The sequence below is a fragment of the Phenylobacterium sp. genome (assembly GCF_030645195.1).
In the GTDB taxonomy this organism is placed as follows: Bacteria; Pseudomonadota; Alphaproteobacteria; order Caulobacterales; family Caulobacteraceae; genus Phenylobacterium.
Map to the genome: position 1 here is coordinate 1 of NZ_JAUSLW010000157.1, position 12,953 is coordinate 12,953.

Consider the following 12,953-nt stretch of genomic DNA (forward strand, 5'->3'; position numbering starts at 1 on the left):
GACCCGGTCACCCTTCTGGACGCCCTTGGCCTTCAGCACATTGGCCATGCGGCAGGTTTCGGCGTGCAGCTGGCGGTAGGTGAGGTTGTCCCAGGGCTCGCCCTCGTCGCTCTCCCAGATGATCGCCACCTGGTCGCCGCGGGTCTCCAGGTGCCGGTCCAGGCAGTTGACCGAGACGTTCAGCACGCCGTCGGCGTACCAGCGGATGTGGAAGGGATGCTTGTGGAAGGAGGTGTCCTTCACCTCCGTGAAGGGCTTGATCCAGTCGAGCCGGCCGGCGACGTCGCGCCAGTAGCCGTCGGGGTCGGTCTCCACGCGTTGAACCGCCGCCTCATAGGCCTGCGCGTTCATCTTGGCCCGCTTGGCCCAGGCCGCGGGAACCGGGAAAACTTCGCCCTCGCTCACCGTTCACACTCCCATCAAATCTTGGCTGCGAGTTATGCGGAGGGCGCCACGTCGGCGCAACAGGCTCCACTAGAAATCAGCGTTTCGGAATGAGCTGCTCGAAGCCGGCGATCAGGCAGTTGAGGCCGAAGGCGAACTGGCCGTCGACATCGCCCCCCACCTCGAAGGCGCTCATCACCTGGGCGAAGTGGGGATAGGCGCCGGTGGCCAGCATGGCCTTGGCCAGGTCGTCATTGCCGTCGTGGCCGGTCGCCTGGCGGGCGCGCAGCTCGGCCTCCCCCACCGCCCAGCTCACCACATAGGAAAACCCCGTGCTCATGGCGTAGGCGGCGTCCTTCGGCGACAGGCCCGCCCGCATCAGGATCGCCAGGATCATCTCGGCCTGGGCCATGATGTTGGGGCCGACGAAGAAGCCGTGCGGCAGCAGCTTGGCCACGTCGCGCCGGGCCAGCAGGTGGCGGCGCAGCTGCTGGGCGATGCGGTAGATGTCCTCGCGCCAGTCCCGCCCGTCCAGGGTGAAGGTCAGGTCGGCCATCAGGTGGTCGTAGAGCGCCACCTGCAGGGCGTCCTTGCTCGGGAAGTGCCAGTAGAGGGCCGGGGCCTGGACGTTCAGCTCGGCGGCCACCGCCCGCATGGTCAGGCCCTCGATCCCCACCCGCTCCAGGACCCGCGCCGCAGCCTCCACCACCAGGTCGGGACTGAGCTGCGGACGGGCCTTGGACGGGAGGCGGGAGACCATGCGCGTAATTCTGTCATTCATTTAACGTTGTAAATCTCCTTCGCGGGCGTAGGCTCAGTTTAACGACGTTAAATGAACCTGGGAGGGCGCGCCATGACCGCCGTCGAGATGTCGCCGAAGCTGGTGGGGTCCGATCCGCCGCCGCGCCGCATGCCGCTGTTTGGCCTGGACAAGGCCCTGCGCAAACACCCCTTCCCCACCATCCCGCCCCAGGCCTACCGGGCGCCGGTGATCAAGGTCCCCACCGTGGGCGGCCAGCGCTTCTACGTGGTCAGCGACCCGGCGGGGGTGAAGCGAATCTTGCTTGATCATGTCGCCAATTACCCGAAGACCGAGCGCGAGCGGCGGTTCTTCTCGGCCATGTTCGGCGACGGCCTGCTCTCCACCGACGGGGAGGTCTGGCGCGCCCATCGGCGGACCATGGCGCCGTCCTTCTCGCCCCCCAGCGTGGCGTCCTACGCGCCGACCATGGCCGCCTGCGCCGAGGCCTTCCGCGGGCGTTGGGACCAGGCGCCCGATGGGATGGAGGTGGACGTGGCCGAGGCCATGACCGACCTGACCCTGCAGATCATCGCCAGGACCATGTTCTCCACCGACGGCGCCGATGTCGCAGGCGTGGTGCGCGGGGCGATGAGCCGGGCCATGGACCAGCTGGACTTCAACATCCTCGACCTGCTGCCGGGGATCGGCGAGTTGCGGTTCAAGGCCCGGGAGCGGCGGATCGAGACCATCTTCGCCGAGCTGGACGCCGCCATCGCCCGGATGATCGCGCAGCGCCAGGCCGATCCGCTGGGCGGGCCGCAGGACCTGCTGGCCCGGCTGATCGCCGCCCGCGACGGCGAGACCGGCCAGGCCATGAGCCCCAAGGAGATCCGCGACCAGGTGGTGACCATCTTCCTGGCCGGGCACGAGACCACGGCGGCCACCATGTGCTGGCTCTGGTACCTGCTCTCCCAGCATCCGCAGGTGGAGGCCCGCCTGCACGCCGAACTCGACCAGGTCCTGGACGGCCGCACGCCGGGCCACGAGGACCTGGCCAGGCTGCCCTATGCCAGGATGGTGGTGGACGAGGCGCTGCGGATCTATCCGGCCGCGCCGGGCCTCTCCACCCGGGTGGCCCTGGAGGCCGACGAGATCTGCGGGGTGAAGATTCCCAAGGGCGGCATGGTCGCCGTCGCCCCCTGGATTCAGCACCGGCACGAGACCCTGTGGGAGGATCCCGGCCGGTTCGATCCCGAGCGCTTCGCCCCCGGCGTCGAGCGTCCGCGCTTCGCCTACATGCCCTTCGGCGGCGGGCCCAAGGTCTGCATCGGGGCGGCGCTGGCCACCACCGAGACCCTGCTGATCCTGGCCACCCTGGCCCAGCGCTACAGCCTGGCCCTGAAGCCCGGCCACCAGGTGGAGATCCTCCAGAAAATCACCATGCGCCCGCGCGGCGGGCTGCCGATGATCCTTCGCCGGCGCTGAAGCGCTTTCAGGCGAACCGGTTCGGCGCCCGGAAAGCGCGACAAGCAAAGAATCCAGCCGGCGCTTATCGCCGGCTGGGGAACCGACTATGTGGGATGGGACGTCATTTCCCAGCCCAGGACCGCTTCATGCTGCTGCACCTCTCCACCTGGCCCGAGATCGAAACCTTCCTTACGCGCTCGAGGACGGTGGTGATCCCGATCGGGTCCAATGAGCAGCATGGGCCCACCGGCCTGCTGGGCACCGACTGGCTGTGCCCGGAGATCATCGCCCACGAGGCCCAGAAGACCGGCGACATCCTGGTGGGGCCGACCTTCAACATCGGCATGGCCCAGCATCACCTGGGCTTCCCGGGCACCATCTCCCTGCGGCCCTCCACCTTCATCGCCGCCATCGGCGACTGGTGCCGGTCCCTGGGGCATCACGGGTTTGAGAGGATCTATTTCCTCAACGGCCACGGCGGCAACGTCGCCACCATCGAGGCGGCCTTCTCCGAGCTCTACGCCGAGGCGAGCTTCGCCGGCCGCCCGCGCGGCTTTTCCCTGAAGCTGAAGAACTGGTGGGAGCTGAAGGGGGTGATGGCGGTGGCCAACCGCCAGTTCCCGGTGGGCCACGGCAGCCACGCCACCCCCTCGGAGATCGCGGTGACCCAGTGGGCCTATCCCGACCACATCAAGAGCGCCAACTACGCCCCCCAGATCGCGCCCACGGGCCCGATCCGCGAGGCCCTGGACTTCCGCGCCCGCTATCCGGACGGCCGCATGGGGTCGGACCCGGCGCTGGCCACCCCGGAAAAGGGCGGCGAACTGGTGTCGACGGCCGCGGCGGGCCTGATCGAGGACGTGAACGCCTTCTCGGCGGAGGTCGCGCCGGGCTAGCTAGGCCTTCGCAAAAATCCCGTCATCCCGGGTCTCCCCTGCGGGTCGCCCGGGATGACGATGGATTGGGCGGCCTGGCGAGATCACCCGCCAGGTGGCGCCGGAGGCTTCCGCCCCTAGAACATCGAACCGGGCATGGCCAGGCGCGGCGGGCCCTTCCTCTTGGGCTGGCCGGTCCAGTCGAGGTCCTCGGCCTTCAGCAGGGCGCCGGCGTCCTTGGCGGCGTCCGCCACGGTGATCAGCTCCTCGGCCTTGGCGACGGGCGCCTCATGGCCGCCGCTGGGCGACTTGCCGTCGGCGCCCTTGGGGGCCTTGGTCAGCACGGCCTCCTCGACCGGGAGGGCTTCCTCCACCAAATCCTTGGTCAGCGAGGCGTCGATCTTCGGGGTGGTGGCGTAGCGGTCGAGGGCGGCGATCTGCATGCCCTCGGCCTCGGTGCCGAGATACTTGCCGGAGAAGGCGGGCGGCAGGCCCGAGCCGCCGGTCCAGCGATAGAAGATGTGCGCGCCGATGGAGCCGACCTTGACCAGGCTCGGGCTCCAGTAGGCGGCCACATAGTTGGCGTGATAGTGGGTGGCGGTGCCGACCTTGCGCATCACGAAGCCGTTCAGCGAGGCCGAGGCGACGCTGCGGGCCCGCAGCCAGGCGGCTTCCTGCGGCTGGCGGTTCATGGCGCCGTCGCAGGTGAAGCTGAACTGGCAGCCGGTGGTGCGGTTGGAGCCCTGGAAGACCACGCCGCAGACCGTCTTGGGGAAGGCCGGGTGGCGCATGCGATTGAGGACCACCTGGGCCACGGCCCGCTGGCCGTCCAGGCTTTCCCAGGCGGCCTCGTAATAGATGGCCGCGGTCATGCAATCGATGGCCCGGGCCTCGTCCAGCATGCCGCCGGTCTTCAGCTTGAAGGGCCGGGCCGCCGGATTGGGCAGGGTCGAGGTGGGGTTGGCCAGGTTCCAGGCGCGGGCCTGGTCGGGATCGAGATCCTGCAGGCGGATGACGGCGGCGTCGGCCGCGGCGCCTTCCGGCAGGGCGTCGGGATTCACCCCACCCGCCTTCTGCAGGGCGCCGCCCATGCGGGGCTCGACCCGGCTGGCCAGGGTCAGCATGGCGGGATCCATGCCGGAGGTGAGGCGGGCGAAGGCCTGGGCCGACATCTCGCCGCCAGTCAGACGGGCGAGGCGCGCGTTGCGGCCGTCCGGGGCCGCGGCGAAGGCGAGGCCGGCGGTGAGCGCGGCCGCAAGGCCCAGCTCCACGCCCACGAGGTGGATCGCGTCGCGTCGCGGCAGGCGGCTCGAGAGGAGCTGCGAGAGATGACGGAAGCGGCTCAACACGTGATGTCTTCTCCTGGGACAGTGCGCTGCAGCAAATGCAAGTGGGACGCCATAAACCCGAAACGGGGATCGCGCCACCAGGATTCTTTTATTTTGCATTAACTATGCGTGAGGCGCCGCCCAAACAGTCAGGGACGGTTCGCGACTCCGCGGCGACGCCGCAGAGCAAGCCCTCAGGAAAGCTTGGCAGTAATCAGCGCGGGATTTCTTTGACCTTGGTCAAGGCCACCTGGCGATAGACCGCGGTGATGTCAAAGTAGCGGTGGAAGACTCCGTGGAAGTGATCGACCGCCTGTTTCACGCCAGGCCCGCCGATCTCGCTCTCGTGGTGCCAGTAGTCGTCCAGCACCAGCATTCCACCGACTTCCAGCAGGGCCGCGCAGTAGGCCAGGTCCACCCCCACCGCCCAGGCGGTGTGGGAGCCGTCGATATAGATCAGGTCGTAGGCCTCGCCCCGCTCCAGCATCTTGGGTAGTTCGTAGGTGGAGAAGCCCTTGTGGGTGGTCAGCTTGGAGAAGCCGAGCTTGGCGGTGTTGCGGGCGAAGCGCGGCTCGACGGCGTGATATTTCTCTTCCGGATTCAAGTCCTCGTCGAACCAGGGATCGATCACCGTGACGTCGAGCTTGGCCGGCAGCAGCCAGTCCATGAAGGCCAGGTTGCGGCCTTCATAGGCGCCGATCTCCATGTAGCGGATCACCCCGCGGCTCTTGGCGAAGTCGCGCAGCAGGGGGGAGACGAAGGGGATGTTCTGGTCGGCCCAGCCCTCGGTGAACTCGAAGCCCCTGGCCTTGCAGTAGCGGGCGAAGGCCTGCGCGTCCTCGTCGGCGCGCGGCGTGGCCAGCATGGTCTTGGCCAATTGCGGCGCGAATCGGTGGTTCATGGTCGCAAGGGCGCGAAGGGCGTCGGCCATGGCAGGCTCCTCAAATCTCGGCCCGGATGGCTTAGCCGTCCTGGGTTAAGGAAGAGTCAGGCGGTGAGGATTTCGCCGTCCGCCACGGTCACCGGCCAGGGCCGCAGGTGGTCGTCGGCGCAGGGGCCGGCCACGCAGAGGCCATCGGCGGGACGGAACATGGCGCCGTGGGCCGAGCAGAGGATCCGGTCGCCCTCCCGGGTCAGGTAGCGGTCGTCCATCACCGCCAGGGGCCAGCCGTTGTGCGGGCAGGAATCGACATAGCCGGCCACCTGGTCCCCCTGCCGCACCACGAAGCCGGCGAACAGGGCCCGGTCGTTGCGGAACCGGAATCCCTTGGCCCCCGGATCGGCGAGGTCGGCCAGCGCGCAGAGATACTGACCGGCCGGCGGCCGGGCCGGATTGTCGGGGTCCTCGCGGATCACAGGTTTCCGACGGTGGCGCGGAAGGGCAGGATCTGGACGCTCTGGAACAGGCCGGCCAGGCTGTAGGGGTCGTCGCGGGTGAAGGCCCGGGCCGCTTCCTCGCTCTCGCCCTCCAGGATGATCAGGGAGCCGGCCATGTCGCCCTTGTCGTCCAGGATCGGCCCGCCCAGCTTCACCACGTCGCTGAAGGTTCCGGCATAGGCCAGGTGGGCCGGCCGGGTGGCCATGCGCAGGTCCAGCGAGTCGGGCTTGTCGAGGCAGATCAGGACGAAGAGGGCCATGGGATTCCTTAGCGTTCAGCCTTGAGGGGACGGGAGAGCAGGCCGGCGATGGCCGTGTCGAGATCGGCCTCCCCGGCCAGGATGGCGGCGACGGCGTCGGAGATCGGCATCTCCACCCCCACCTTGGCGGCGAGATCGCGCACCGCCGGGGCCGAGGCCACGCCCTCGGCGACCGCGCCGCCGAGGCTGGCCAGCGCCGCCTCCAGGCTCATCCCCTGGCCCAGCGCCAGGCCGATGCGGTTGTTGCGCGACTGGGCGCTGGAACAGGTGAGCACCAGGTCCCCCAGGCCGCAGAGGCCGGCGACGGTCTCGGCCTTGCCCCCCAGGGCCACGGCCAGCCGGGTCAGCTCGGCGAAGCCGCGGGTGATCAGGGCGGCGTGCGCGCTGCGCCCCAGGCCGCGGCCCTCGACGATGCCGCAGGCGATGGCCAGCACGTTCTTCACCGAGCCGCCGATCTCGGCGCCCACCATGTCGGTGGCCACATAGGGGCGGAACAGCGGGCTGGCGATGGCCTCGGCCAGGGCGCGGCCCAGGGCCTCGTCGGGACAGGCGAGCGTCACGGCGGTGGGCAGGCCGCGGGCCACCTCGCCGGCGAAGCTCGGCCCCGACAGCACGGCGGGCGCCGCCTGGGGCAGGGTCTCGGCCAGGACCTCGGTCATCAGCTTCAGGGTCCCCTGCTCCACCCCCTTGGCGCAGAGCAGGATCGGGACGCCGGGCCGAGCGTGGGGGGCGAAGGCCTTCAGGCTGGCCCGCAGGTGCTGGGCCGGGGTGACGTTGAGGATCAGGTCGCAGGCGGCCAGGTCGGCCAGGTCGCCGGTGACGGCGAAGGCGGGCTCCAGCTTGATCCCCGGCAGGAAGACGCTGTTCTCCCCCCGGGTGCGGATCGCTTCCACCACCTCGGGCTCGCGGGCCCAGAGTGTGGTGGTCAGGCCGGCCCGGCCACAGACCAGGGCCAGGGCCGTGCCCCAGGCTCCGCCGCCGATCACGCCCGCGGTCTTCATGCTCATGCCTTGGCGCCCTTGCGACCGTAAGAGTGGGTGGGGTTGGCGAGCGCCGCGGCGGCGTCGAGGGGCCAGCGCGGCCGGGCCGGGGCGTCCAGGGGATCGGTCATGCCGAGCGCCAGACGCTCGGCGCCGGCGAGCGCGATCATGGCGGCGTTGTCGGTGCAGTAGGCGAGCGGCGGGGCGTCGAAGGAAAAGCCCCGGGCCCGGGCGGTCTCCTGCAGCTTGGCCCGCACCGCCCCGTTGGCCGCCACCCCGCCAGCGACGACGAAGCGCAGGTCGCGCCCCTGCTGGGTGAGAGCGTAGGCGGCCATGGCCCTGTCGGTGCGGTCCGACAGCTGGCGGGCGATGGCGGTCTGGACGCAGGCAGCCAGGTTCCTGCGCTCGGCCTCGCTGGTGACCGTCTCGGCCAGGCGGGCGGCGGCGGTCTTCAGGCCGGAGAAGGAGAAGTCGCAGCCCTGCCGTCCCAGCAGGGCGCGGGGCAGGGTGAAGGCGGTCGGATCCCCGCCCTGCGCGAGCTTCTCCAGGGCCGGGCCGCCGGGATAGGGCAGGCCCAGGCTCTTGGCGATCTTGTCGAAGGCCTCGCCGGCGGCGTCGTCGATGGTGGAGCCCAGGCGCTTGCAGGCGCCAATGCCCTCCACGGCCAGAAGCTGACAATGCCCGCCGGAGACCAGCAGCAGCAGGAAGGGATAGGGAATGTCGACGGCCAGGCGGGCGGAGACCGCGTGGCCCTCCAGGTGGTTCACCGCGATCAGGGGCAGGCCGCGGGCCAGGGCCACGGCCTTGCCGAAGGCCAGGCCCACCATCACCCCGCCCACCAGGCCGGGGCCGGCGGTGGCCGCCACCCCGGAGAGGTCGCCATAGGTCACGCCGGCCTCGGCCATGGCCTGGGCGGCGATGGCGTCGATTGACTCCACATGGGCCCGGGCGGCGATCTCGGGCACCACACCGCCATAGGGGGCGTGGGCGGCGATCTGGCTGGCGATGACGGAGGACAGCACCTCGACGCGGCCGTCGGCGGACCGCCGGACCACGGAGGCGGCGGTTTCGTCGCAGCTTGTTTCGAGGCCCAGGAGGGTTAGGTCGGTCATCTGCGTTGCGACTTGGGGTTCCGTCCTGTAGCCAACGGCTCAGTCCCCGCCGAGGTAGCCCTCCCGCCGTGTCCACGCAACCTGTCCGGATCGGAGCCCGTGGCTCCAAGCTTTCGCTGGCCCAGGCCGGCATGATGCAACGCCGTATCGCCGCGGCCCTCGGGGCGCCCCCCGAGGACGCCGAGCGCGTCGCGCCCCTGATCATCATCACCACGACCGGCGACCGGGTTCAGGACCGCCGCCTGCTGGAGATCGGCGGCAAGGGGCTGTTCACCAAGGAGATCGAGGAGGCGATGCTGGAGGGCGCCATCGACTGCGCCATCCACTCGCTGAAGGACATGCCGGCGGTCTGCCCGCAAGGCCTGACCATCGCCGCCATCCCCGAGCGTGAGGACCCCCGCGACGCCTTCCTGTCGCTGAAGGCCGACCGGCTGGAGGATCTGCCGCAGGGCGCGCGCCTAGGCACCGCCTCGCTGCGCCGACAAGCGCAGTCCCTGCACCGCCGCCCGGACCTCGACGTTCAGATGCTGCGGGGCAATGTCGACACCCGCCTGGCCAAGCTGCAGGCCGGGGACGCCGACGCCATCCTGCTGGCCATGTCGGGCCTCAACCGCCTGGGCCTGGGCCACCTGCCCAAGAGCCTGATCGATCCCATCGAGGTCCCGCCGGCCCCGGGCCAGGGGGCCCTGGCCATCGAGACCCGCGAGGCCGACATCGGCCTGCCCTGGCTCGACGCCGTGCGCCACGCCGGCACCACCGTCGCCGTGGCCGCCGAGCGCGGGGCCCTGGCCGCCCTGGAAGGGTCCTGCAAGACCGCCATCGGCGCCCATGCCCGCCTGCTGGGGGACCGCATTCACCTGATCGTCGAGGCCCTTTCCCCTGACGGGATCCACCGCTTCCGCCGTGAGGGCGAGGCCGTCCTGTCCGGCGACCACGTGGCCGTGGCCCGGGAACTGGGTCTGGTCCTGGGCGCCCAGGTGCTCGAGGAGGGCGGCGACCTGCTCGCCCTGCACGCGACATGATGACCGCCCAGGGTTGCGTTAAGACCAAGCTTCGCTCAACCGTAGTCGGACGATGAGCAGCCGCAAGATCTGGATCACCCGCGCCCAGCCGGGCGCCGAGGCCACCGCCGCCCGCGTGCGCGCCCTCGGCCACGAGGCCTTCGTCGCTCCCCTGCTGGAGGTGCGGCCGGTTGAGGGTGTCGAAATCGACCTGTCCGGCGTCTGCGCCCTGGCCTTCACCAGCGCCAATGGCGTGCGCGCCTTCATCGAGGCCACGCCGGAGCGGTCCCTGCGGGTCTTCGCCGTCGGGTCGGCCACCGCCCAGGCGGTTCGCGCGGCCGGCTTCAAGAACGTGCTGTCGGCCGACGGGGACGTCGAGGCCCTGGCCGAGGGCATCGCCGCCCGCAAGCGCGATCTCAAGGGCTGCGTGCTGCATCCCGGCGCCGCCGAACCGGCCGGCGACCTGGTGAGCGCCCTGGAAAAGCACGGGATCGAGGCGCGGCGCCTGATCCTCTACGACACCGGACCGACCCAGCTGACGCCGGAGATGCTGGAGGTCCTGCCCACCCTGGACGCCGTCCTGCTGCACTCCCCCAAGGCCGCCAAGGTGCTGGCCGACCTGCTGAAGGACTACCCCCTGCCGCAGCTCCGGGCGCTCTGTCTGTCCAAGGCGGTGATGAAGCCGCTCACGCGCACCAAGCTTTCGGCCAAGGTGTTCGCGCCCTTTCCACTCGAAGCGGCGCTGCTTAATCTGATAGACCGTTAGACCATGAGCATAGCTCCGGACCCCGTCGAACTTTCGGCCCCTCGGGATCCCGCCTCCTATGGCCGCTCGAGGCTCATGGGACCCGGGTTCTGGGCCCTGATCGCGTTCGGGGTGCTGTGCATCCTCGCCGGCTTCGGCATCTCGCGATTCGGTCCCCAGCTCTTCCCGGTCAAGCCGCAGGCCCCGGCCAGCGCCGTCGCCGTTCCATTGGCCGCGCCCGCCAGCGGTCCCGCGGCGACCGAGGCCGCCCTGCCGCTCGCCGATGAGGCGCCCGCGCCCCCGATGTCGGAGGCGGTGGTCCGGCTCACCGAACGGATCGAGGCCCTGGAGGCCGAGCAGTCGCGCACCGCGGAGGCGGCGGCCTCGGCGCTCGCCGCCGCGGCCCTGATGGAGGCGTCCCAGACCTCGCGCCCCTTCGCTGACGAACTGGCCGCCCTCGACGCGGTCTCGCCCCCCTCGACCGAGCTGCGCGCCCTGCGGCGGATCGCCGAACGCGGCGCCCCCAGCCGTGCGGCCCTGGCCGCCAGCTTCCCCGACTACGCCGCCCGCGCCGCCGGCGCCGCCCGCGCGCCGGGCGAGGGGGCGGGCCTCGGCGCCCGCCTGGCCGCGGCCCTGTCCCGCGTTGTCACCCTGCGCCAGGTGGGCGACGTGCCCGGGACAGGGATCGACGCCCTGCTGGCCCGGGCCGAACGCCAGGTGGAGGAGGGCGACCTCGACCACGCCCTGAAGACCCTGGATGGCCTGCCGCCCGCCGGACGCGAGGCCGTCGCCCCCTGGCGCGCCGCCGCCGAGAACCGGGCCGACATCGACCGCCGCGTCTCCGCGGTTCGCGTCCAGGCCCTGGAGGACCTCGCCCGGCTGGCCCGGAGCGGGGCATGATCCGCACCGCCATCGTCGTCTTCCTGGTGGTGGCGACCGCCACCGCCATCCTGGCCGTCACCGGCGAGCCCGGCCACGCCAGTATCGTCTGGCTGGGCTGGCGGGCCGACATGACCGCCGCGGCCATGGTGCTGATCACCCTGATGGGCGCGCTGGGCGCCATGATCGGCTGGCGGCTGCTGCTGTGGGTGATGGAGGCGCCGCGCCGGGCCGAGCGGGCCCGGGCCGACGCCCGCCGCCGCCAGGCCAACGAGGCCCTGACCCGCGGCTTCCTGGCCGCCGCCGCCGGCGACGGCTCGGAGGCCCGCCGCCTGGCCCTGAAGGCCGCCGACCTGGCCGATGAGGCGCCCGGCCTGGTGCGGGTCCTGGCCGCTCAGGCCGCCGAGGCCGCCGGCGACGCCATCGCCGCCCAGGCCGCCTATTCGGCCATGCTGGGCTTTCCCGAGATGCGCCTGGCCGGTCACCGGGGCCTGATGCAGCTGGCCCTGACCCAGGGCGACAAGGCCGGGGCCGTGCGTCATGCCGAGCAGGCCTTCGGCCAGGGCCGCACCGCCCGCTGGGCTTGGCGCGCCCTGCTGGAGGCGCGGCTGGAGGCCGGCGACTGGGACGGGGCGCTCGACCTGGTCAAGACCGCCCTGGACCGCAAGATCGTCTCCCCCATCGTCGCCGAACGGGCCCGCGCCGCCCTGCTGGCCGCCTCGGCCGCCCAGCTTGAGACCTCCCTGGACCCCAAGGTGCGCAGCCAGGCCACCGACTACGCGGCGGAGGCCGCCAAGCTGCAGCCGGGCTTCGCGCCGGGCGTGGTGATGGCCGCCCGCCTGCTGGCGGGCGAGGGCAAGGCCAACCGCGCGGCCCAGGTGATCGAGACCGCCTGGAAGGTGGCGCCCCACCCGGCCCTGTGGCTGGCCTATCGCGACCTGAAGACCAGCGAGACCCCACGCCAGAGGGCCGAGCGGCTCAGCGACCTGGCGCGGCTGAACCCCGACGCTCGGGAGAGCCGCATCCTCTTCGTCGAACAGGCCCTGATCGGCGGGACCCCCGCCCGGGCCAGAGAGGCGGCCAAGACCCTGGAGGCCGAACCCGTCACCGCCCGCATCGCCGGCCTGATGGCGCGGGTGGCCTTCGCCGCCGGCCAGCCGGACGAGGCCCGGGTCTGGATGGCGCGCGGTGTCGGCGCTCCGCAGGAGGCCGACTGGAGCGATCTGGATCCGGAGGGCCAGGCTTTCGCCTACCAGGCCGCCGACTGGGCGCGGTTGACCGCGGCCTATGCCGAGACCGGTGAACTGATCCATCCGCGCCACGAACGGGCCGAGCGGACCATGAGCGAACTGCCGGAACTGCCCATCGCCTATGCCGACAGCGCCCCCTTCCTGGCCGCCCAGGAGGCCGCCCCGCCGCCCTATGAGGGGGACGAAGGCCTCTATGACGACGAGCCGCCCGAACCCCCGCCGCCCCCGCCGGTGGGCCAGAGACGTCCCCAGGCCCGACGCCGCTTGGCGAGCGCGCCGAGAGCAGCTAAATAGGCGCTCCCGCGCGGACCGGTTCGCCGATCCGCGAGGTTTAGGCCGCTTTAGCTCAGCTGGTAGAGCACATCATTCGTAATGATGGGGTCAGGTGTTCGAGTCACCTAAGCGGCACCACCCTCCCTTCCGATCGGTAAATCCAAGCGTCCCCGCCCGCAGCGAATCACGTCAGGGGTTGGGGGGGGGGGGGGGGGGGGGGGGGGGGGGGGGGGGGGGGGGGGGGGGGGGGGGGGGGGGGGGGGGGGGGGGGGGGGGGGGG

General features: G+C 71.4%; 14 protein-coding genes and 1 tRNA gene. 7 read left to right on the forward strand and 8 right to left on the reverse strand.

Going from position 1 to position 12,953, the window contains the following annotated elements; translation table 11 throughout:
- On the reverse strand, positions 1-351 hold a 351-nt coding region (locus tag Q7T09_RS13060; protein WP_304700261.1), incomplete at its 3' end, for an acetyl-coenzyme A synthetase N-terminal domain-containing protein.
- A 130-nt stretch (positions 352-481) separates the two neighbouring features.
- Positions 482-1,144, reverse strand: coding sequence for a TetR/AcrR family transcriptional regulator (locus tag Q7T09_RS13065; protein ID WP_304700243.1), 663 nt, complete (start codon positions 1,142-1,144; stop codon positions 482-484).
- Between the two features lie 93 nt (positions 1,145-1,237).
- Here Q7T09_RS13065 and Q7T09_RS13070 point away from each other — a divergent pair, with 93 nt between their 5' ends.
- Positions 1,238-2,611, forward strand: coding sequence for a cytochrome P450 (locus Q7T09_RS13070; protein ID WP_304700244.1), 1,374 nt, complete (start codon positions 1,238-1,240; stop codon positions 2,609-2,611).
- Between the two features lie 128 nt (positions 2,612-2,739).
- A complete protein-coding gene (locus tag Q7T09_RS13075; RefSeq protein ID WP_304700246.1) occupies positions 2,740-3,489 on the forward strand; it encodes a creatininase family protein in 750 nt (249 codons plus the stop codon).
- Between the two features lie 116 nt (positions 3,490-3,605).
- Here Q7T09_RS13075 and Q7T09_RS13080 read toward each other — a convergent pair whose 3' ends face one another.
- The 6 genes from Q7T09_RS13080 to tsaD form a co-directional block, all read right to left on the reverse strand.
- Positions 3,606-4,814 (reverse strand): cell wall hydrolase, encoded by a 1,209-nt coding sequence (locus Q7T09_RS13080; RefSeq protein WP_304700248.1) that lies wholly within the window; start codon positions 4,812-4,814, stop codon positions 3,606-3,608.
- A 196-nt stretch (positions 4,815-5,010) separates the two neighbouring features.
- Positions 5,011-5,727, reverse strand: a complete 717-nt coding sequence (locus Q7T09_RS13085) for a class I SAM-dependent methyltransferase (RefSeq protein WP_304700249.1) — start codon at positions 5,725-5,727, stop codon at positions 5,011-5,013.
- A 56-nt stretch (positions 5,728-5,783) separates the two neighbouring features.
- Positions 5,784-6,152 (reverse strand): Rieske (2Fe-2S) protein, encoded by a 369-nt coding sequence (locus Q7T09_RS13090; RefSeq protein WP_370689243.1) that lies wholly within the window; start codon positions 6,150-6,152, stop codon positions 5,784-5,786.
- Positions 6,149-6,433 (reverse strand): YciI family protein, encoded by a 285-nt coding sequence (locus Q7T09_RS13095; RefSeq protein ID WP_304700252.1) that lies wholly within the window; start codon positions 6,431-6,433, stop codon positions 6,149-6,151. The genes Q7T09_RS13090 and Q7T09_RS13095 overlap by 4 nt, the downstream gene beginning before the upstream one ends.
- Positions 6,434-6,441: 8 nt before the next feature.
- Positions 6,442-7,440, reverse strand: a complete 999-nt coding sequence (locus tag Q7T09_RS13100; RefSeq protein WP_304700253.1) for an NAD(P)H-dependent glycerol-3-phosphate dehydrogenase — start codon at positions 7,438-7,440, stop codon at positions 6,442-6,444.
- On the reverse strand, positions 7,437-8,525 hold the full coding sequence (gene tsaD, locus Q7T09_RS13105; RefSeq protein WP_304700254.1) for a tRNA (adenosine(37)-N6)-threonylcarbamoyltransferase complex transferase subunit TsaD: 1,089 nt from the start codon (positions 8,523-8,525) through the stop codon (positions 7,437-7,439). Before tsaD ends, Q7T09_RS13100 begins: the two co-directional genes overlap by 4 nt.
- A gap of 68 nt (positions 8,526-8,593) precedes the next feature.
- Between tsaD and hemC the strand changes: the two genes are divergently transcribed.
- The 5 genes from hemC (at position 8,594) to Q7T09_RS13130 (ending at position 12,811) form a co-directional block, all read left to right on the forward strand.
- A complete protein-coding gene (hemC, locus tag Q7T09_RS13110; RefSeq protein ID WP_304700255.1) occupies positions 8,594-9,547 on the forward strand; it encodes a hydroxymethylbilane synthase in 954 nt (317 codons plus the stop codon).
- Positions 9,548-9,599: 52 nt separating this feature from the next.
- Entirely contained in the window at positions 9,600-10,292 is a 693-nt protein-coding gene (locus Q7T09_RS13115) for a uroporphyrinogen-III synthase (RefSeq protein WP_304700256.1), read from the forward strand.
- A gap of 3 nt (positions 10,293-10,295) precedes the next feature.
- Positions 10,296-11,171 (forward strand): COG4223 family protein, encoded by an 876-nt coding sequence (locus Q7T09_RS13120; protein ID WP_304700258.1) that lies wholly within the window; start codon positions 10,296-10,298, stop codon positions 11,169-11,171.
- Positions 11,168-12,694 (forward strand): heme biosynthesis protein HemY, encoded by a 1,527-nt coding sequence (locus tag Q7T09_RS13125; protein WP_304700260.1) that lies wholly within the window; start codon positions 11,168-11,170, stop codon positions 12,692-12,694. Before Q7T09_RS13120 ends, Q7T09_RS13125 begins: the two co-directional genes overlap by 4 nt.
- 41 nt (positions 12,695-12,735) lie before the next feature.
- Positions 12,736-12,811: transfer RNA gene (locus Q7T09_RS13130), tRNA-Thr, on the forward strand.
- Positions 12,812-12,953 lie beyond the last annotated feature (142 nt).

Bases quoted from the DNA above. Each gene is read 5' to 3' on its own strand.
- Q7T09_RS13065 (WP_304700243.1), bottom strand. From the start codon at position 1,144: ATGGTCTCCCGCCTCCCGTCCAAGGCCCGTCCGCAGCTCAGTCCCGAC.
- Q7T09_RS13070 (WP_304700244.1), top strand. From the start codon at position 1,238: ATGACCGCCGTCGAGATGTCGCCGAAGCTGGTGGGGTCCGATCCGCCG.
- Q7T09_RS13075 (WP_304700246.1), top strand. From the start codon at position 2,740: ATGCTGCTGCACCTCTCCACCTGGCCCGAGATCGAAACCTTCCTTACG.
- Q7T09_RS13085 (WP_304700249.1), bottom strand. From the start codon at position 5,727: ATGGCCGACGCCCTTCGCGCCCTTGCGACCATGAACCACCGATTCGCG.
- Q7T09_RS13095 (WP_304700252.1), bottom strand. From the start codon at position 6,433: ATGGCCCTCTTCGTCCTGATCTGCCTCGACAAGCCCGACTCGCTGGAC.
- Q7T09_RS13100 (WP_304700253.1), bottom strand. From the start codon at position 7,440: ATGAGCATGAAGACCGCGGGCGTGATCGGCGGCGGAGCCTGGGGCACG.
- tsaD (WP_304700254.1), bottom strand. From the start codon at position 8,525: ATGACCGACCTAACCCTCCTGGGCCTCGAAACAAGCTGCGACGAAACC.
- Q7T09_RS13115 (WP_304700256.1), top strand. From the start codon at position 9,600: ATGAGCAGCCGCAAGATCTGGATCACCCGCGCCCAGCCGGGCGCCGAG.
- Q7T09_RS13120 (WP_304700258.1), top strand. From the start codon at position 10,296: ATGAGCATAGCTCCGGACCCCGTCGAACTTTCGGCCCCTCGGGATCCC.
- Q7T09_RS13125 (WP_304700260.1), top strand. From the start codon at position 11,168: ATGATCCGCACCGCCATCGTCGTCTTCCTGGTGGTGGCGACCGCCACC.